General features: G+C 68.7%; 22 protein-coding genes. 4 read left to right on the top strand and 18 right to left on the bottom strand.

What is annotated here, in order from left to right; all coding sequences use genetic code 11:
* Window positions 1-134: 134 nt before the first annotated feature.
* From ACGFH6_RS31050 to ACGFH6_RS31015, 8 genes are all read right to left on the bottom strand, one after another.
* On the bottom strand, window positions 135-980 hold the full coding sequence (locus ACGFH6_RS31050; protein ID WP_393391053.1) for a hypothetical protein: 846 nt from the start codon (window positions 978-980) through the stop codon (window positions 135-137).
* The gene (locus ACGFH6_RS31045; protein WP_393391051.1) at window positions 981-1,709 is read right to left on the bottom strand and encodes a CDP-alcohol phosphatidyltransferase family protein; all 729 of its coding nucleotides are present in this window, start codon (window positions 1,707-1,709) and stop codon (window positions 981-983) included. It lies immediately after the preceding gene.
* A gap of 207 nt (window positions 1,710-1,916) precedes the next feature.
* Window positions 1,917-2,360, bottom strand: coding sequence for a nitroreductase family deazaflavin-dependent oxidoreductase (locus ACGFH6_RS31040; protein ID WP_393391049.1), 444 nt, complete (start codon window positions 2,358-2,360; stop codon window positions 1,917-1,919).
* 70 nt (window positions 2,361-2,430) lie between these two features.
* Window positions 2,431-2,871: a nitroreductase family deazaflavin-dependent oxidoreductase gene (locus ACGFH6_RS31035; protein ID WP_393391047.1), complete on the bottom strand. Its 441-nt coding sequence runs from the start codon at window positions 2,869-2,871 to the stop codon at window positions 2,431-2,433.
* 70 nt (window positions 2,872-2,941) lie between these two features.
* Window positions 2,942-3,370 (bottom strand): SRPBCC domain-containing protein, encoded by a 429-nt coding sequence (locus ACGFH6_RS31030; RefSeq protein WP_393391045.1) that lies wholly within the window; start codon window positions 3,368-3,370, stop codon window positions 2,942-2,944.
* Between the two features lie 48 nt (window positions 3,371-3,418).
* On the bottom strand, window positions 3,419-3,868 hold the full coding sequence (locus ACGFH6_RS31025; protein ID WP_393391043.1) for a hypothetical protein: 450 nt from the start codon (window positions 3,866-3,868) through the stop codon (window positions 3,419-3,421).
* A 33-nt stretch (window positions 3,869-3,901) separates the two neighbouring features.
* Window positions 3,902-4,999 (bottom strand): PP2C family protein-serine/threonine phosphatase, encoded by a 1,098-nt coding sequence (locus ACGFH6_RS31020; RefSeq protein WP_393391041.1) that lies wholly within the window; start codon window positions 4,997-4,999, stop codon window positions 3,902-3,904.
* 66 nt (window positions 5,000-5,065) lie between these two features.
* Window positions 5,066-5,890 carry an Fpg/Nei family DNA glycosylase gene (locus ACGFH6_RS31015; protein ID WP_393391040.1) on the bottom strand — a complete coding sequence of 275 codons (825 nt, stop codon included), beginning with the start codon at window positions 5,888-5,890 and terminating at the stop codon, window positions 5,066-5,068.
* A gap of 10 nt (window positions 5,891-5,900) precedes the next feature.
* On the opposite strand from ACGFH6_RS31015, the gene ACGFH6_RS31010 reads away from it, so the two are divergent.
* Window positions 5,901-6,113, top strand: a complete 213-nt coding sequence (locus ACGFH6_RS31010; RefSeq protein ID WP_393391039.1) for a hypothetical protein — start codon at window positions 5,901-5,903, stop codon at window positions 6,111-6,113.
* Here ACGFH6_RS31010 and ACGFH6_RS31005 read toward each other — a convergent pair.
* From ACGFH6_RS31005 to ACGFH6_RS30995, 3 genes are all read right to left on the bottom strand, one after another.
* Window positions 6,077-6,544, bottom strand: coding sequence for a ribose-5-phosphate isomerase (locus ACGFH6_RS31005; protein ID WP_393391037.1), 468 nt, complete (start codon window positions 6,542-6,544; stop codon window positions 6,077-6,079). The two genes, ACGFH6_RS31010 and ACGFH6_RS31005, sit on opposite strands and share 37 nt — an antisense overlap.
* A 16-nt stretch (window positions 6,545-6,560) precedes the next feature.
* A complete protein-coding gene (locus ACGFH6_RS31000; RefSeq protein WP_393391036.1) occupies window positions 6,561-7,370 on the bottom strand; it encodes a hypothetical protein in 810 nt (269 codons plus the stop codon).
* Window positions 7,371-7,445: 75 nt separating this feature from the next.
* The gene (locus ACGFH6_RS30995; protein ID WP_393391034.1) at window positions 7,446-8,060 is read right to left on the bottom strand and encodes a DsbA family protein; all 615 of its coding nucleotides are present in this window, start codon (window positions 8,058-8,060) and stop codon (window positions 7,446-7,448) included.
* A gap of 108 nt (window positions 8,061-8,168) precedes the next feature.
* On the opposite strand from ACGFH6_RS30995, the gene pepN reads away from it, so the two are divergent.
* From pepN to ACGFH6_RS30980, 3 genes are all read left to right on the top strand, one after another.
* The gene (pepN, locus tag ACGFH6_RS30990) at window positions 8,169-10,739 is read left to right on the top strand and encodes an aminopeptidase N (RefSeq protein WP_393391032.1); all 2,571 of its coding nucleotides are present in this window, start codon (window positions 8,169-8,171) and stop codon (window positions 10,737-10,739) included.
* A gap of 85 nt (window positions 10,740-10,824) precedes the next feature.
* Window positions 10,825-11,355, top strand: coding sequence for a hypothetical protein (locus ACGFH6_RS30985; RefSeq protein WP_393391030.1), 531 nt, complete (start codon window positions 10,825-10,827; stop codon window positions 11,353-11,355).
* A 209-nt stretch (window positions 11,356-11,564) separates the two neighbouring features.
* Window positions 11,565-12,269, top strand: coding sequence for a hypothetical protein (locus ACGFH6_RS30980; RefSeq protein ID WP_393391028.1), 705 nt, complete (start codon window positions 11,565-11,567; stop codon window positions 12,267-12,269).
* Here ACGFH6_RS30980 and ACGFH6_RS30975 read toward each other — a convergent pair.
* The 7 genes from ACGFH6_RS30975 to ACGFH6_RS30945 all read right to left on the bottom strand — a co-directional run bounded on the left by ACGFH6_RS30975 (window position 12,239) and on the right by ACGFH6_RS30945 (window position 18,118).
* A complete protein-coding gene (locus ACGFH6_RS30975; RefSeq protein ID WP_393391026.1) occupies window positions 12,239-12,835 on the bottom strand; it encodes a GNAT family N-acetyltransferase in 597 nt (198 codons plus the stop codon). The two genes, ACGFH6_RS30980 and ACGFH6_RS30975, sit on opposite strands and share 31 nt — an antisense overlap.
* Complete coding sequence (locus tag ACGFH6_RS30970) at window positions 12,832-13,230, bottom strand: DUF5130 family protein (protein WP_393391024.1); 399 nt, start codon at window positions 13,228-13,230, stop codon at window positions 12,832-12,834. The genes ACGFH6_RS30975 and ACGFH6_RS30970 overlap by 4 nt, the downstream gene beginning before the upstream one ends.
* Window positions 13,217-13,498, bottom strand: coding sequence for a hypothetical protein (locus ACGFH6_RS30965; protein WP_393391022.1), 282 nt, complete (start codon window positions 13,496-13,498; stop codon window positions 13,217-13,219). Before ACGFH6_RS30965 ends, ACGFH6_RS30970 begins: the two co-directional genes overlap by 14 nt.
* A gap of 143 nt (window positions 13,499-13,641) precedes the next feature.
* Window positions 13,642-14,145 (bottom strand): hypothetical protein, encoded by a 504-nt coding sequence (locus tag ACGFH6_RS30960; protein ID WP_393391020.1) that lies wholly within the window; start codon window positions 14,143-14,145, stop codon window positions 13,642-13,644.
* Window positions 14,146-14,226: 81 nt separating this feature from the next.
* On the bottom strand, window positions 14,227-14,823 hold the full coding sequence (locus ACGFH6_RS30955) for a lytic polysaccharide monooxygenase (protein ID WP_393391018.1): 597 nt from the start codon (window positions 14,821-14,823) through the stop codon (window positions 14,227-14,229).
* Between the two features lie 122 nt (window positions 14,824-14,945).
* Entirely contained in the window at window positions 14,946-17,063 is a 2,118-nt protein-coding gene (malQ, locus tag ACGFH6_RS30950; RefSeq protein ID WP_393391016.1) for a 4-alpha-glucanotransferase, read from the bottom strand.
* A 53-nt stretch (window positions 17,064-17,116) separates the two neighbouring features.
* Window positions 17,117-18,118 carry a hypothetical protein gene (locus ACGFH6_RS30945; protein ID WP_393391014.1) on the bottom strand — a complete coding sequence of 334 codons (1,002 nt, stop codon included), beginning with the start codon at window positions 18,116-18,118 and terminating at the stop codon, window positions 17,117-17,119.
* Window positions 18,119-18,157: the final 39 nt, after the last annotated feature.

The following is an 18,157-nucleotide window of genomic DNA, read 5'->3' as shown; positions in this document are numbered from 1 at the left end:
GGAGACTCGGCACCCGACAACACACCCCGCCCCACCGCCCACCAGCGCCAACCACACCCCCACCCCGGTATCCACAGCCCGCCGAGGCCTTCAACCGCGGGCGGCAGCCCGCAACACACCGGACGCGTGGGGAACTATCTCGGGTCGGGTTTGACGGATTCGAAGCGGACGAGGATTAGGGAGCCTGCGGCGGAGAGGAGGAAGCCGGCTACTGCGGCGGGCCACCAGCCGGGGCGGACTGCGTCGTCGAGGACGAAGACGCCGACGGCGGCCGGGGTGATGGTTTGCAGGGCGATCATCGGGGTGGTTGCGAGCGTCACCGACCCACGCTGCAACGCGAGCGAGTAGAGAATGAACGCCATCGCTCCACTCAGAGGCAGCGTGTACGTCGTGGGGCTGCGCAACAACTCACCCACAGAACCGTCCTGCAGCAACCGCGCCGAGATCGCGACCCCGGCGTACCCGAGACCGGCCAACAGACCAAGCAACGCCGTGGACACACCACGCTGCGACCGACTCGCCAGCGCACCAAGGACCGCGATCGCGACCAAACCGATGATGACCCCGATCGTCAGCCCGTGATGCTCCGCGCTCTCCCCCGCATCTCCCGCCGACACAGCCAGCAGCCCGAGCCCCACACAGACCGCCAGCACCGCAGACCACTCGAGCGCACTCAGTTGATCCGACATCAGTCGCGTCGCAAGTAACGCCGTCACGACCAGACTCACCGCGATCCCCGCCTGCGCGAGGTACAGCGGAAGGAGGCGAAGGGCAACGAAGTGCAACCCGAAGCCGGCCAGGTTCAGCACCAGCGCACCAAGGAACGCCGGCTGTTGGAGCAGCGCGACCACGAACCCGCCGAGCCGCCGCGGATCGAGCTCGGACTCGGTCGGGACCTTGCGGGAACCGACTGCCTGCAGGATCGAGGCGATACCGAAGAGCACCGCGGCGCCGAGCGCCGCCCCCAGACCTAAGACCACTCAGGCAACCTTGCGCCGTGGGACCCAGAAGGTCATATAGAGGCTCAGCACGGCGTAGTACAGAAGGTAGGCCAGCGAGACGGCGACCACGATCGCGTTCGGGTCGGGCATCTGGGCGAGGAGTACGGCGTACGCCGCCAGCCAGATCGCGGTGGTCAGCAGGTTGAGCGACCGGAACGCCTTGGTCCGGGACGGGTAGACGTACTTGACCGGGATGAACACCAGGATCGAGCAGACCACCAGGATGATGCCGGTGACGACCGGGCTGAGGCTGAGGACGACGACGTAGAAGGCGACCACGTTCCAGTAGCTGGGGAACCCGAGGAAGAAGTGGTCGTCGGTCTTCGCGTCGACGCGGCAGAACTGGTAGCTGGAGGCAAGCAACGGCAGCGCGGCGAGCACCGCGCCGAGCGCGCCGGCGGGCAGGTAGTCGCCGGTCCAGAGCAGCACGATCGGGGCGAACGCGTAGGTCAGGTAGTCGACGATGTTGTCGAGCATCGCGCCGTCGAACCACGGGATTGTCTCCTTGACCCGCAGCCGGCGGGCCAGCATCCCGTCGGTTCCGTCGATCACCAGCGCGGCCAGGCCGAGCCAGAGCGCGCGGACCGCGTCCCCGTCGACGGCGGCGATGACGATCAGCAGCGCGAGCACCGTTCCGCTCGCGGTATAGGCATGCAGTGCCAGTCCGGCCAGACGCAACCGCGTCGACCCGACGAACGGTTCCTGCACCGCGTCGTGTGTGGTCAGGACGACTCCCAGAACTCGGTCGACGCAGCGCGCCGAACTACCGAGCCCAGCGTCTCACAGTCGCCGGACCGCTCTGAGCAGCCTGTACCGTTCCGCCACGGAACTGTTCACAGACTTTACTGGGATGGCCTCAGCCCTGGGTGACCGACGGCGTCGACGAGGTCACCGCCGGTTCCAGCCAGGCGAGGCTCAGTTGCCGACCGGGTCCAGCACGAACAGCGGGATCTTCCGGCTGGTCTTGGTCTGGTACTCCGCGTACGGCGGGTACGCGTCGACGGAGCGTTTCCACCACTCGTCGTACTCCGCGCCCTCGACCTCGCGGGCGACGTACTCCTTGGTGACGTCACCGTCCTGGAGGGTGAGCTTCGGGTCGGCCTTGAGGTTGTAGTACCAAACCGGGTTCTTCGGGGCGCCGCCGAGCGACGCGACCGCGGCGTACACGCCGTCGTGCTCGACGCGCATCAGCGGGACCTTGCGGATCTTGCCCGACTTGGCGCCGCGCATGGTCAGCAGCACCACCTTGAGCCCGATGATGTCGACCGCGTCGGTGGTACCGGCGGCTTCGACCTTCTCGACCTGGTTGCGAACCCAGTCGGTCGGGCTCGGCGCATAATCCTCATTGCTCGCTGTCATGTCACCAATGGTAATGGTGACGCATCACCATCACCAATCGCAGCGCGTCGGGTCCAGTATGGTGCGCGGTCTAGCGGACCGGGTCGAGCAAGAACAGCGGGATCTTGCGGGTGGTCTGGGCCTGGTACTCCGCGTAGAACGGGAACGCGGCGACCGCCCGCTGCCACCACTCGTCGTACTCCGCACCGTCGATCTCGCGGGCGGCGTACTCCTTGGTGACGGTGCCGTCCTGCAGGGTGACCTTCGGGTCGGCCTTGAGGTTGTGGTACCAGACCGGGTTCTTCGGGGCGCCGCTGGTCGACGCGACCGCCGCGTACACACCGTCGTGCTCGACCCGCATCAGTGGGACCTTGCGGAGCTTGCCGGACTTGGCGCCGCGCATCGTCACCAGCACCACCTTCTGCCCGCGGATTTCGACGACGTGGGTGGTGCCGGCCGCCTCGACCTGCTGGACCAGGTCGCGGACCCAGTCCCTCGGGCTCGGGGCGTACTCGTCGTTGGTTGTTGTCATGTCACCGATGCTAATCGGTGACATGACAACATCGCTGGGGGTTTTTGCCTGCCGGACCGGTCGCGGGAACTCACAGCGTCGGTGCGAGGTCGGCGAGCGCCGCCAGGCCGGCTTCCCAGGACTGGGCGGACTCGTCCGGGTGGGCCAACGTGGGCGGATCCAGCCGGTCGAAGCCGGACTCGACCACACCGAGCCGGGCGCCGTCGCCCTCCGGCGTGAGGGTGAACTCGACCAGGTTCGCGTTCCCCGGCGCCGGATCGGTGTCCGCCTCGACGGCGTACCGGTAGGCGAAGCGACGGCCAGGCTCGACCTTCTCGACGAAGCCGAGGTAGCGCCCGTGCTCATCCCACCGCAGCACGATCCGGCCGCCCGGCTTCAGGTCGATCTCGGCCCCGCCGAACGCGTACCACCGGGCGAAGTTCTCCCCCTGGGTCAGCGCCGCCCAGACCTGGTCCGGCCGCGCCTCGACGTACACCTCACGTTCCACCCTGCTGTCCATGGCCACCACCCTGCCAGCGCCGGTAGCCACGGACCAGCCGGTCGGGGTTCACGGCGCGCAGGACTGCAACTGCCTGGCGGTGGCGATGGTGGCCTCGATCCAGCGCCGGCGGAGGAAGTGCGCCTTCAGCAGCCGATGTACGCCGTCCAGCACGACCAGGCGGCCGCGGTACGCGACCAGGTTGATCGGATGGTCGAGGTCGGAGTCCATCACCCGCTGGTAGCTGGCGCGGAAGTTCATCGGGGTCTCGGCGACCTGGTTCGGGGTGATCTTGAAGCGTTCGCCGTCGAGCTGCCACAGCGGCAGGTCGAACATCCAGACCAGGTCGGCGATCTCCACCGGCTCGACCTTGAGATCCAGCGCCCACAGCTTCTCCAACTGCCAGCGATCCGGCGGGAACGCGTCCCGGACCGCGTCCGGCATCAGCGCGACCAGTTCCTCGAACGACACGTCCGGCGCCGCCCGGTCAGCATTCTTGTCGAAGCCCTCGCTCGTCACGATCGAGCAGGCTACGCCATCACGAGCGCGGGCCTACCCGTGGGCCAGGCGGTGGATGATCACGATCGCGGAGTCGTCGCCGGGACCGCCCGCGTTCGCGACCAGCGCTTCAGCGCCGCCCAGAAAGCCCTGTGCGACAAGGCGTTCCGCGTGCCCGGCCAGCCGGTCGGTGCCGCGGCCGATGTCGCGGCGAGGTGTCTCGACCATCCCGTCGCTGTACAGGAAGAGCGCGTCGCCGAGCTTCAGCTGTCCCTGGTTCACAGCGAACTCCGGCGCCTCCATCAAGCCGAGCAGCGGCCCGTCGGACTCGCGCGTCTGCCAGCGCCCGGCCCACGCATCGAACAGGATCGCGGGTGGGTGACCAGCGGTCCGTACGTCGAAGTCCCCGGTCTGCAGGTCGACCGCGACGTGCACCACGGTGGCGAAGTCGTCGTCCCAGTCCTGCCGGCGGATGTAGCGGTTCGCCGACGGCAGGAACTCCTGCGCCGGGACGACGCCGAGCAGCCCACCGAACGCACCGGACAGCAACAGCGCCCGGGTGCCGGCATCGATTCCCTTGCCCGAGACATCGACCAGCGCGACCTCGAGCATCTGCTCGTGCGTCGTCGACACCACGAAGTCACCGGAGAACGTCGACCCACCGGCCGAACGGATCGCCACCTCGAGCCGCCAGCCGATCGGAATCTCGGGCAGGTCGCTCTGGGCCGTCAGCGTGTCGCGCAGCTCCATCAGCATCGACTCGCCGCGGGTCCCCGGAACGCCGAGCTGGTTGCGCACCTTCGCGTTGGTGATCACGATCCAGCCGATCACCCCGAGGACCAGCACGAACCCGGTCTTCGGCAGCGCCGCCGGACGGGACATGACGACGAACGAACTGACCGTCAGCGTGAACAGCGTCAGGACGAGCAGCTGCCTGAAGCGCAGCAGCAGACCGCCGAGCAGCAGCGGAATGATCAGTGCCGACGCCGGGAAGTGCCTCTCCCAGCTCAGGCTGGCGACGGCGAACACCACCGTCATCAGCAGGATCGCGGCGAACGCCATCGGGTGCGACCTGCGCGCACGGCGGACCAGCGCGTCGACCCGGCGGCCGACCCGTCGCACTACTCCACCGAGACCGCCGCGCCAGTTCATGGTGTGAAGAAGATAACGGCACTCCCTGGTCCGCGCATCACATCGTCATACAACTGTTGGCTGCCGTCACTTGCGAGTGAGACCGGTCCGCTGGCACTTGGGGCACCAGAAGAGGTTGCGCCCGGCCAGGATCTCGGTCCGGATCACCGAGTGACAGACGAAACACCGCTGACCCTGCCGGCGGTAGACGTACACCTCGCCGCCATGATCGTCCTGCCGTGGGTCACGGCCCATCGCCTCGGGTGTGTGGTCGTCGGCAACGGTATCGATGCGGCCGGTCTCGACGCCGTACTTCATCAGCTCGAGCAGGTCGTTCCACATACCTTGCCACTCGCGCTTCTTGACCAGGTGGCCGCGCGTCATCGGGTGCAGCTTCGCGCGGAACAGCACCTCGGCGCGATACACGTTGCCGACGCCGCTCAGCACCTCCTGGTCCATCAGCAACCGGCCGATCGGCAGCTTGCTGCGATGGATCCGCTTCCACGCCAGTTCCGGGTCCGCGTCGTCGCGCAGCGGGTCCGGACCGAGCCGCGCGATCAGCACCTCGCGTTCGCCGTCGGTCAGCACCTCGCACACGGTCGCCCCGCGCAGATCGGCGTACGACGTGGCGTTCTGCAGGCGGAGGCGGACCTGGCCGACCGGTTCGGGCACCGGCGCCGTACCGAGGTCGACCTTGCCGATCAGACCGAGGTGGATGTGCAGCCAGCCGGCGCCCTCGAAGTCGGCGAGGAAGTGCTTGCCGTGGGCCTCGGTCTGCCGCAGCACGTGCCCGTTCAGCAGCGCGGCGCCGTCGACGAACCGGCCCTGCGGACTGGACGCCTGGACCGGGCGGCCGCCGAACGCGTCCCAGACGTCGCTCGCCAGTCGGTGCAGGGTGTGACCTTCAGGCATGATTCCTCTTATGGGGACGACCAATGGAACGCAGGGCTCGTCGGGAGCCAAGGGCCGCAGCGGTCCGCCCACGCCGGCCGTGGTCGGCACGGGCCGCTCGATGCGGGCCCGCGACGTCTCCCGACCCCGCCGGCCCGTCGATCGCCGCCCGGCGAAGACCGGGACACCCGCCGACGCGCCTCAGGATCACGACAGCGGCGGCAGTACGCCGGTCGACTCGTAGCCCGACAGCATGTCGATCCGGCGGGTGTGCCGCTCCTCGCCGGAGTAGTCGGTGGCCAGGAACGTCTCCACGAACCCGGTCGCCTCCTCCTCCGAATGCATCCGCGCCCCGACGCTGATCACGTTGGCGTTGTTGTGCTCCCGGCCGAGCCGCGCGGTGTCGGTGCTCCAGGCCAGCACGGCCCGGACCCCCTTCACCTTGTTCGCGGCGATCTGCTCACCGTTGCCGGAGCCACCGATCACGATGCCGAGGCTGCCCGGCTCCTCGACCACCGCCACCCCGGTCCGCAGACAGTACGGCGGGTAGTCGTCGACGGCGTCGTACACGGCGGGGCCGTGGTCCACGACGTCGTGCCCGGCAGCCGTGAGGTGCTGGACCAGGTGGTTCTTCAGTTCGAAGCCGGCATGGTCAGAGCCGATGTGCACTCGCATGGCCAGAAGTCTCGCATCAGCTCACAGGCCGCCGTACGCCGCCCGGCACGGTCAGCGCCGCGGTCAGCGTCGTCACGTCCGCATAGGCCTTGTCGTACTGCGTTCCGCGCGGGTGCAGGGTGAACACCGCGACGATGGTGCGATCATCCGCCCCGACCGTCCCGGTGGTGTGCAGTGCCTCGCTCGCCAGATCCAGCGGGAAGTCGACCGGCTTGGCCTTGTCGGAGCCGTAGCCGCTCGAGCCGAGGAACCCCGACCAGCCCTGCTTGATGCTGAAGTCCGGGTCGAAGACGGACGCGATCCCGAAGTACTGGTCGAAGCCGTCGGTGCCGAGGCGGGTCGGCTCATGCAGCAGGCCCATCACGTACTCGCGCACCGGTGCCGGAGCCTCGTCGAGGATGTGGCGATAGATCCGGACCGTGTCCGCGGCGGTGATCGAGACGTAGCCCCAGAAGCCCGGGTGCGTGGCCGGCGGCGCGGCCGTGTGGGTCAGGCCGAGCCGCCGAACCATCCGCTCGACGATGTCCGCACCACCGAGTTGGTCCCAGTAATAGCTCGCCGCGTCGTCGTCACTGCTGCGCAGCATGACCTCGAGCCGGTCCCGGTCCTCGGCCGGCACGTCGTACGCCGGTCCGCCGTCCCAGAGCAGGTCGAGCACGATCAGCAGCTTCACCACCGACGCCGACCGGAACCGATGGTCGGCGTTCTGTTGCTGGACGAACTGCCCGGTCCCGCGGTCGAAGACGGCGATCCCCGCCGTCAGTCCCGCAGGCACGGCCACGGTCTCGGGAAGCTCGTCACGCAACGTCATCTGGTACCTACTCACCGCTCGGAGAATTGCTGGGTGAGTAACCTTCACCGTCCGGGCGGGGCGAAGACAAGCCCTGAATCACAGACCGAATCAGTCGAAGATCGGGCCGCGGTCGCGGGTGCGCTTGATCTCGAAGAAGCCCTCGGTACCGGCCACCAGGCGGACGCCGTCCCAGAGCTTGCCGGCCGCCTCGCCCTTGGGCGCGGGCGTGACGACGGGGCCGAAGAACGCGGTGCCCTCGACCGAGATCACCGGCGTACCGACCTCCATGCCGACCTGGTCCATGCCGGCGTGGTGCGACTTCTTCAGCGCGTCGTCGTACTTGTCGGTGTCGGCGGCCTCGATCAGTGACGCGGGCAGGCCGACCTCGGCGAGTGCCTCCTGGACCACGTCACCCTTGCCGTCGCCGATGCCACGGCCCTCGATGTGGATCCGCTTGCCGAGCGCGGTGTACAACGGCAGCAGCACCTCGTTGCCGTGCGCCTGCTCGGCCGCGATCAGCACGCGGACCGGGCCCCAGGCATTGGTCAGGAAACTCTTGTACTTCTCGTCCAGATATTCGCGGCCATCGTTCAGGACGGCCAGGCTCATCACGTGCCAGGTCGTCTTCACGTCCCGGACTTGCTCGACCTCGAGCATCCAGCGAGACGTCATCCAGGCCCAGGGGCAGGCCGGGTCGAACCAGAAATCGGCGGGGGCAGTCATGTTCTCGATCATACAAAATCAAACAATCAGGCACCGGTTTGGTATCCATGCGCAATGTCGCGGGGAAACCGTCGGCGAAGCTGTGAGCCAGGTGCATAGGATGCCGACATGCCTGGAACCAACCTGACGCGCGACGAGGCGCGTACCCGTGCGGGCGTGGTCAGCGACGTGAGCTACGCGATCGAGCTGGACCTGTCCAACGCCCCGAGTGGCGCCCCGACGTACCCGTCGGTGACCACCATCACGTTCGCCGCCGAGGCGGGCGCGAGCAGCTTCGCCGACCTGATCGCCGAGAAGGTCCGCGAGGTGACGCTGAACGGCCGCGCGCTCGACCCCGACACGGTGTACGACGGCGCGCGGATCCAGCTGGACGGGCTGGCGGACCGCAACGAGCTCCGCGTGGTCGCCGACTGCCTGTACTCGCGCACCGGTGAAGGGCTGCACCGCTCGGTCGACCCGGCCGACAAGGAGACCTACCTCTACACCCAGTTCGAGGTGCCGGACGCCCGCCGGGTGTTCGCCACCTTCGAGCAGCCGGACCTCAAGGCCCCTTTCACTTTCACCGTGTCCGCACCGGCCCGCTGGGTCGTCATCTCGAACGCTCCGGCCCCCGAGCCGACGCCGTACGCCGGTGAGAACGGCGAGGAGCTGGCCCGCTGGGAGTTCCCGCCGACCGAGCGGATCTCGACGTACATCACTGCTGTCGTCGCCGGTCCGTACCACGTCGTCACCGACGTCTACGAGGGCCCGAACGGGTCGTACCCGTTGTCTTTGCTGTGCCGTCCGTCGCTGAAGGAAGCGCTGGACATCGAGGACCTGTTCGAGGTGACCAAGCAGGGCTTCGAGCTGTACGAGAAGGCGTTCGGTACGCCGTACCCGTTCCACAAGTACGACCAGGCGTTCGTGCCGGAGTACAACATGGGCGCGATGGAGAACGCCGGGTGCGTGACGCTGCGGGACGAGTACCTGTTCCGCAGCCGCACCACCCACGCGGAGATGGAGAGCCGCGCCAACACCGTGCTGCACGAGCTGGCGCACATGTGGTTCGGCGACCTGGTCACGATGACCTGGTGGGACGACCTGTGGCTGAACGAGTCGTTCGCCGAGTGGGCCAGTCACTGGGCGCAGGCGGTGGCGACGACCAAGTACGCCGGTGCCTGGACGACGTTCTGCAACGCGCGGAAGAACTGGGCGTACCGCCAGGACCAGCTGCCCTCGACGCACCCGATCGCGGCCGACATGGTCGACTTCCACGCGGTCGAGGTGAACTTCGACGGCATCACCTACGCCAAGGGCGCGTCCACGCTGCGGCAGCTCGTCGCGTTCGTCGGTGAGGACACCTTCATCACCGCGCTGAAGGAGTACTTCGCCGACCACGCCTTCGGCAACACCGAGCTGACCGATCTGCTCAAGCCGCTGGAGAAGGCGTCCGGCCGCGACCTGGACGACTGGACCGAGCGCTGGCTGCGGACCGCCGGGGTGAACACGCTGCGGGCCGACTTCGCCGTCGACGCCGAGGGCGCGTTCACGTCGTTCGCGATCGAGCAGACCGCGACGGAGAAGTTCCCGGTACTGCGGCCGCACCGGCTGGCAGTGGGTCTGTACCGCCGGACCGACGACGGACTGGTCCGCACCGAGCGCTTCGAGGTGGACATCGATGGTCCGCGCACCGAGCTGCCCGAGCTGACCGGCGCCACCCAGCCGGATCTGGTGCTGCTGAACGACGACGACCTGACCTACGCCAAGATCCGGCTGGACGAGCGGTCCCGGGCCACGCTGGTCGAGTCGATCGACCAGCTGTCCGAGTCGCTGCCGCGGGCGCTGGCGTGGGGCGCTGCCTGGGACATGACCCGCGACGCGGAGATGCCGGCCAGCCAGTACGTCGGCATCGTGCTGCGCGGGATCCGGGCCGAGACCGACCTGACCGGCGTACGGTCGCTGCTGTCGCAGGCGACCAGTGCCATCAACCTGTACGCCGCCCCGGCGAACCGGCCGGCGCTGCGGACGCAGTTCGAGGAGACCTTGGCGAGTCTGCTCGCGGACGCCGAGGCGGGCAGCGACCACCAGCTGGCGTTCGCCCGGGCGTACAGCTCGGCGGTGTTCTCCGACGCCGGCGCGGACCGGCTGACGGCATGGCTCGACGACCGCGACCTGCCGGCCGGTCTGGTCGTCGACACCGACCTGCGCTGGACGCTGATCGTCGCACTGGCCCGGCTGGGCCGGATCGACGCCGCGGAGATCGACGACGAGCTGACCCGCGACACCACCATCACCGGTGGCGAGCGTGCGGCTCAGGCCCGGGCCGCACGGCCGACCGCCGAGGCCAAGGAAGAGGCGTGGCGGATCGCGGTCGAGTCCGGCGACACCCCGAACGAGACGCAGTTCAGGACCATCCTCGGCTTCCAGCAGCCGGGCCAGGAGGACCTGCTCCGGCCGTACGTCGAGAAGTACCTGAGCGCGGCCAAGGATGTCTACACCCGGCTCGGCTCGTCGATGGGCGAGAACGTGCTGGTCTACCTGTCGCCGCGGCACCTCCCGGAGCAGTCCACCCTGGACGCGCTCACCGGGTGGCTGTCGGCGGAGTCGTCGTCGGTCGACGCCCCGACGCTCCGCTACGTCACCGAGGCCCAGGCAGACCTGACCCGCGCGATCGCGGCCCAGGCGCGCGACGCCGGCTGACCCGTCCACCCGCACAGCGCCGGCCTCACTCCGATGTGGGGCCGGCGCTGTCGTGGTCGGCCTGGTGACCTGTAGAACTGATGGGGTGCCCGCTTCTGACCCCGCCCTGGCCGGTGCGGCAGCCGTTGCGCTGACCGGACTCGCAGAGGCGTACCGCCCGCGACCCGTCACGCCGCTGATGCCCTGGCGGTACCCGCACCGGCTCGTGAAGCCGTACGTCATCACCGCACGCGGACGGCAGTGGGACGACCACATGGTGGAGGTCGCCCGTGCCACCGCCTCCCGGCAGCTGGAGTTCGACGACGCGATGGGCTCACTAGGTCTGGCCGTCGTCGTGCTGCACCTCGGCGACGACGCGATGTACCTCGTCGTACAGAGCTGGTCGAAGGACTTCCAGTCCCGGCTCAGCATCTTCAGCGGCATGGAGGCCGGCGATCTGCGTCCGGCTCCGATCGGCGCCGGTCCCTGCGTCTGGGAACAAGAGGTCCTCAGCCACGAGCGTGCGTCGTACGTGACTCACATCCTCGGCGCAGGTGTCGACATCGACGCCTGGCTCGACGACGCCCTCGACACCCGGCCGCAACCCAAACTCGACGGCATCCCCTCCGGGATCTAGTCGAGTCACCACTCCGATGCACCGCGTGAGGATCAAACGATTGCTCGTCGGCGCATCGTGAGGACACGTGCGCGGACGGCGATTCCCTTGTACAGAAGGAGATTCTCCCCACCTGAAGAAGACTCACTTACTCGCTGGTTCGGTTTAAGCTGCGGGTGAATCAGCCGACTGCAGGGAAACTGTGGGGAGGGGCCCTTGCCGTGACACCCGTGGATCACCGCAGGCCGCCCGCCCGGGCAGCACGGAGACATCACAGCCCTTCACGGCACCGCGAGTCCCCCGCGGAGCAACCGAGGAAGGCGCAGCGGTCGCACAGCGCCATCGGCGCGTCGATCGTGGCCGCGGCCGCGATGCTCGCTGTGTTCGCGTTCATCCTGACGCGGGGATCGGCCGGGCCGACGACCGACGACGGTCTGCGGACAGGCGCCGTACCGAACGGCGCCGCGGCTCCAGCCGAGGGTGTTGCGACACCGAGTCCGGATCCGGAGCCGTCGGCCGGCACGGCCAAGGCGGACCGCAAGCCGCCACCCAGCACGCCGGCACCGAAGTCCCACGCCAGTACGCCGGCGGTCAACACCGGCCCGACCTCGCCGGCCTTCAAACGCGGCCAGTGGATCGCGGTCCTCGACAAGTACCCGACCGACGTAGGCCTGGAGGCCGACACGCTCGCGAAGGGTACGGCGGCCAAGCTCATCGCGGCTGGTGTGCCGGCGAAGGCCATGCTGGTCAACGGCCAGTATCCGGGGCTCGCGGACAGCTCCATGGAGCCGCTCACGGACAGCTGGGTCGTCTACCTCGGCCCAGGCTCATCGTCGGAGCAGGTCCTCGAGCTGTGCTCCGCGCCGAAGACCCAGAAGGCGTACAGGAACCCGGCCTGCCCCACCTACGAGCCTGCGGCCGCGCCGGGCAGCTGAGGCGGCGGATCGGTCGCGAGCCGCGCATGCAGGTGCGAGTCGTGACGCTCTCCGTTCGCCTCGACGAAGTAGTCCCGCATGGTCCCTTCCAGCTGGAAACCCGCCCGCGTCGCAACCCGGCATGAGCCCTCGTTGATCAGCGAGTGGTCCAGCGAGAGACGGTGCAGCCTGAGACCGTCCGGCGCGAACGCCCACCGGGCCGCCGCGTCGAGTGCACGGGCACCGAGCCTGCGGCCGCGTGCCGAGGGGCTGACCCAGTAGGCAACGACCGCCTGGTCAGGCACCCGGTTGACGTCGCGGACCGACACGGTGCCCACCACCTGGTCCGTCTCGGCATCCGCGATGGCGAACACCGCACTGCCACGCGCCCAGCCGTCGATCCGCGGCTCCAGCCACCGCCTGGCACGCAGGTCCGCCGGAGTGCGGATCACCGCAGTACCCCCGGTCCAGCGGAGGATGTCCGGGTCGCGCAGCGCATCGGCCACCGCGGCCTCGTCCGACAGGACGAACGGACGCAGTACGACGTCGCCCAGCTCGATCCGGCGTGGCTGGAGCGCTGGGCTCACTGCTTGTGCGGCTCGTTCGCGTGCAGCAGCGGCGCCTGGCGCGCGTGGGAGCCCAGCTGCTGGACGCCGGTGACCAGACCGCCGGTCAGGTCACCAGTGGCGAACGAGGTCTGCATCGCCAGCGCGGCCAGACCGGCCGCCGTGTCCGACAGCTGCCGCTTGGCGAGCGTTCCGGTGACGATCTCCAGGCGGCGCCCGGCGGGGTCGACGTACACCAGGACCGTGTGGTCGGGGTCCTCCAGCTCGTTCAGCAGCTCCAGCGCGAACGGGCGGGTCTCGGAGTCCGCTCCGCCGACGTACACGGAGAAGTTCAGGCCGGAGACCTCCTCGGCGTGCCGGACCGCTCGCTCGATGTCGTAGAGCTGGTCAGGAGTGAATGCGTCACCAGCTGGCACTTGCGCCTCCGGTCGTGCGGGCGACGCCGCTGCCGGCGGTCGCGGGGGTCCCCGGCGCACCGGGCAGCTCGGGCAGATGGGCCGGGTCCGGCTTCGTCGGGACTGGACCGTTGATCCAGACCGGCGGAGCCCACCAGGACAGGCCTGGGCGGTAGCGCGGCCCCTTCGCGATCGACGGCGCGAAGACCAGCAGCGCCACCACCGCGATGACCAGCACGGGGATACCGACGAACACCAGCACGGTGTGGCCGGAGAGCAGAGTGATCACGGGTCAGAGCCTAGTACCCCCGATGCGCCGCTCACCCCAGACCCTCACCCATTTGACTGGCTGACCAGGCGGAGTGTGGGTTTGCCACCCTGGCACAGGATGGCAAACCCACAACGTGCTACGTCAGCCAGCCAAATGGTGGCTCAGCAGCCGCCGCAGTTGTAGTACGTGATGTCCCAGTGGTTGCCCTCGTTGGCGTAGATGTTGCCGGCGCCCGAGCGCCACTGCTGGGCGCCGTCACCGCGGTCGGCGATCCGGGTGAAGGTGCCGCGGATGTAGTTACTGACACACGTGTACACGGAGATGTCGACCTTGTAGCCGTTGCGGTGGCTGTAGGTGCCACTCGCGTGACCGACCTCGGTGCCACCCGTGATGTTCACCGCGCAGCCGCTCGCCTGCTTCAGGGTGCGTACGCCGTACACGGTGGAGTCGTTGATGTTCGTGAACGACGTACAGGTCGGGTTGTTCCAGTCCGAGCAGCCACCGCTGGACGACCAGGTGATGCCGGCGGCACGGAAGATCGCGGTCGCCTGCGAGTGCGTCATCTTGGTGAGCGCGGACGCCTGGTCGACGGCGACCACCGCGGGCAGCAGCCCGGCGATGACGGCGACGACGGGGATGAGGACACGACGGAGCACTGACTTCATGGGGACACTCCTCGAAATACGGGGCGGTTATTTCAAGGAGTGCACTTCCCACGAAAGTAATTCACGAAACTTCCGGTTGAATCAGAAATTAACGTCCGAACACTGGTAGAAGGCGTTCGCGGTGTCGTTGATGGTCCAGACCGCAAGGATCATGTGCCGGCCGGACCGGTTCGGCAGGGTGCCAGGGTGGCTGACGTCGTTGGCCGGCCGGCCGCCGTTCATCGGCACCGTCAGGAACGGGTTCAGGTCGAGCGCGGCGCGGGTGAGCGGGGCGTTCTGATCCCACCCCTGCTTGGTGATGTAGTACTTGAAGTCGGTGGTGGAGTGCGGTGCGGTCAGGTGCCAGTTGAACGTGTAGCTCGCACCCGAGGTGAGCTGAGTGGCCGGCCACGCTCCCCCGCGCTGGTCGTCCAGCTCGTGGAACTGGGCCAGGCCGGCGGAGCAGAGCAGACCGTCCGCTGGGCCGGACGCCGGGAACCCCTTGGGCCCTTCCGTGCTCTGCGGCTCCCATTGGATCGCGCCGCAGTTCTGAACGGTGCCGTTCGCGCAGTTCTTCGCGCGACTGATCGGCGTGGTCGTGTACCCGTGCCCGTAGGCCAGCGGGACGGACGTGCTGACCGTCAGCGCCAGTGCGCCGACGGCGATTCCGGCCAGGCTGAGCTTGCGTGCTCGCAGCATGCCAGGACTCCTTCAACTGTTGGGGCGGTGAGACAGCGAAGGAAGGCGCCTTCTTGTTGACACATAGAAAACAACCGTTCAAATCTATTGTCAACGGTTCGTAAGCGACCGTGTACAGAAAGCTAGATATTCAGCGCGCCGATCAATCGACGGAGGCGCTGGTTGTTGGGCAGGTCCTCGATCAGCACCGGCTGGCCGTCCGGACCGCCGAGCGGCACGCGCCAGTTCGGGTACTCGTCCGTGGTGCCCGGTTGGTTCTGAGTACGACGTTCGCCGACAGCGTCGGTCAATGCCACGCCGACCAGCTTCGCCGGTGTATGAGCGACGTACTGGTGCAGTGCCTCGACGATGCGCTCCACGTCGCCGTCGCTGTTGCTGAGCAGGTGCCGCTCGCGGAGAGCGTTCAGCCAGGAGTCGCGCTCCGCCTCGTCCACCGCGAGCTCCTCCTCGACAGGTCTGGCGAGCAGACCGAGCTGGTTGCGCAGTTCGACGTGGTCGCCGGCGAGGTAGCCGGCCGTCGGGGGCAGGTCGTGAGTGGTGACCGTGGCCAGGCAGAGCTCCCGCCAGCGCTCCGGTGCCAGTGGGTTGCCGGCCCGGTCCCGCTCGAACCACAGCACCGACGTACCGAGGATGCCGCGCTCGGTCAGGTAGTCACGCACCCACGGCTCGACCGTGCCGAGGTCCTCGCCCACCACGGTCACGCCGGCGCGCGTGGCCTCGAGTACGAGGATGCCGACCAGCGCCTCGTGGTCGTAGCGGACGTACGTGCCCTCGGTCGGCCGCTCCGGCGACGTCACCCACCAGAGCCGGAACATGCCGAGGATGTGGTCGATCCGGAGCCCGCCACCGTGCCGCATCACCGCCCGGACCAGATCCCGCCAGGCGGCGTACCCGGTCTCGGCCAGTGCGTTCGGTCGCCACGGCGGCTGCGACCAGTCCTGACCCTGTTGGTTGAACGCGTCCGGCGGTGCACCGACGTGGATGCCAGGAGCCAGCACGTTCTGCAGCGCCCAAGCGTCCGCGCCATCCGGATGTACGCCGACAGCCAGGTCATGGACGACGCCCAGCGACATGCCGGCGGCCTTCGCCCGCGCCTGGGTGCGAGCAAGCTGCTCGTCCATCTGCCACTGCAGCCAGCAATGGAACTCCACCGCGTCGGGATTCTCGTTGCGGAAGGCAACAACAGCTGGTGCGGTCGGCTCCTGCAGTTCCTCGGGCCACTTGCTCCACTCCGGCCCGTGCACGTCGGCGATGGCGGCCCATGTGGCGAAGTCGATCAGCCCCTGGCTCTCGCGGTCGCAGTAGGCGCCGTACTCCGCGATCCGGCCGATCGACGGGCGGACGCCGAACAGCAACTGCAGCGCCTCCCGCTTCGCCGCCCAGACCGTGTCCCGGTCGAGTGCGGTCGGGTCCTCGCTCAACGCCCGCGTCTGCAGGCTGAGGGCCCGGACCCGATCCCGCTCCGCGGGCGCAAGGTCGCCGTACTCGTCGATGTCCTCGATCCGGAGGTAGATCGGGTTGGCGAACCGCCGCGAGGCCGGCAGGTACGGCGAGGGCTCCATCCGGCCGGACGTCTCCGCGGCGTGCAGTGGGTTCACCAATACGAACCCGGCGCCCAGGTCGTTCGCGGACCAGGCGGCCAGGTCGGCGAGGTCGTGCAGGTCACCGATCCCCCACGACCGGCGCGAGCGAACCGAGTACAGCTGCAGCACCCAGCCCCAGGTGCGTCGCAGCTTCTCCGGCTCCAGCTTGCGCGGCGTGACGATCAGCGTGCTGACCGAGATCTCCGGACTGGCCCCGACCCGCGCGCAGAGCCGGTGGTACCCGAGCGGCAGGTCGCCCGGCAACTGGAACGTCGCCTCGCCGATCTGCACACCGTCGATCCACTCCGGCTCGACCCAGTGGTCCTGTTGCGGGATGTCCCGCCGCTGCCCGCCGTCCTCGAGGTCCACCCACACCTCGGCGCTGGACCCGTGTGGCAGGTGAACGGCGAACCAGGGCGTCCACCCCTCCCGCATCACCACAGTGGCGGGCAAAGTACGACGCCAGCGCGTCTGCTGATGCTCTGCGAGCGCGTCGGCCGCCTTCTCCGGCGTGGAGGCGTCCACCCCGAGTGCGGCGAGCACGGCGGCGACCACCTCGCTCGAGACGACCACATGCTCGCCCTGCCAGTTCCAGTACTCCGTCGCCACCCCATGGGCAACCGCTAGCTCGACAAGGGCTGGAGTAGGAGCAGTCACCTCAGCGAGTCTGCCGCATCAACCGCCGTACTGCGTAACGCCGCGCGCCGCGTTCACTGGTTCGCGTTGGAGCGGCGACGGCTCAGCAGCAGTACGGCGAACAGCAGCGCGGCACTGGCGACGACCAGACCGATGGCCACACCCGCGACGTTGTCGGTCAACTGATAGAGCGCGGTCGGCCAGATGACCAGCAGGATCGCGCAGCCCACCACGGCGTACGCCGACGCATGCCGGCGACCGTACGCGACCAGCAGAGCGGCGGGACCGGCCGTGCCGACGGCCAGCGCCATGATTTCGCCGCGTTCCTGGACCAGCCAGCAGATCGACGAGCTGAACATCGCTGCCCCGGCCAGCGACCACGCGGTCACCTGGTCTCGCACCAGTCCGAGCAGCGCCATCACGAACGCGACCAGGATGAACCCGGTCCCGGCGATCCCGGCCGTGTTGGTCGCCGTACCGTTGTCCGGGGTGAGCACGTCCGCGGTGAGCACCAGGACGCCGACGGCCAGAATCCCGAACGTTGCTACAAGCAACGAAGAGCCGGCCAGCCACCACACCCCGATGGTGACCAGCGCCAGTGCCACCGCGACGCCGACGACCCGGCCTGTCTCCCCCTCGATGGCGACGTACGTCGCGAAACCGGCCACGCAGCAGCCGAGAGCCGCGAGCGCCGAGCTCAGCTGGTCCTGACGGCGCAGCAGCGCGAGGATGGCGGCGGCGCCGAGCAGGACGATCGCGGCGCTCGTACCCGTGGTGACCCGCGCGGCGTGGCCCATCTCACCCCAGTTCGCGATCGTCAGCAGCGCGACCGCACCGAGCAGCAGTGCACCGCCGATGTAGCCGAGCACCTCGATGAGTGCGCCCGCATGCGACACGACCGGCTGCGCCTTCGGCTTCGGTGGCTGGGCGGGAGCCTCCGGCCGGGCGCGCCCTGGATCGGCCAGTGCAGCGGTGATCTCGGCGTCCGCGGCGTCTCGCAGAGCGTCGGCCTGGTACCGGCGCAGCACACCAGCGCTCACGAGCCGCGACAGCTCGTCATCCAGCCGGCTGGACATGCGATCGCGTCTCCCTTGTCAGCCTTACTAAGATCGGGC

Origin of the sequence: Kribbella sp. NPDC049227 (genome assembly GCF_043197265.1) — a bacterium.
Classification (GTDB): Bacteria; Actinomycetota; Actinomycetes; order Propionibacteriales; family Kribbellaceae; genus Kribbella.
The sequence above is the reverse complement of the archived record's forward strand: the minus strand, read 5'-3'. Positions and strand labels throughout refer to the sequence as shown.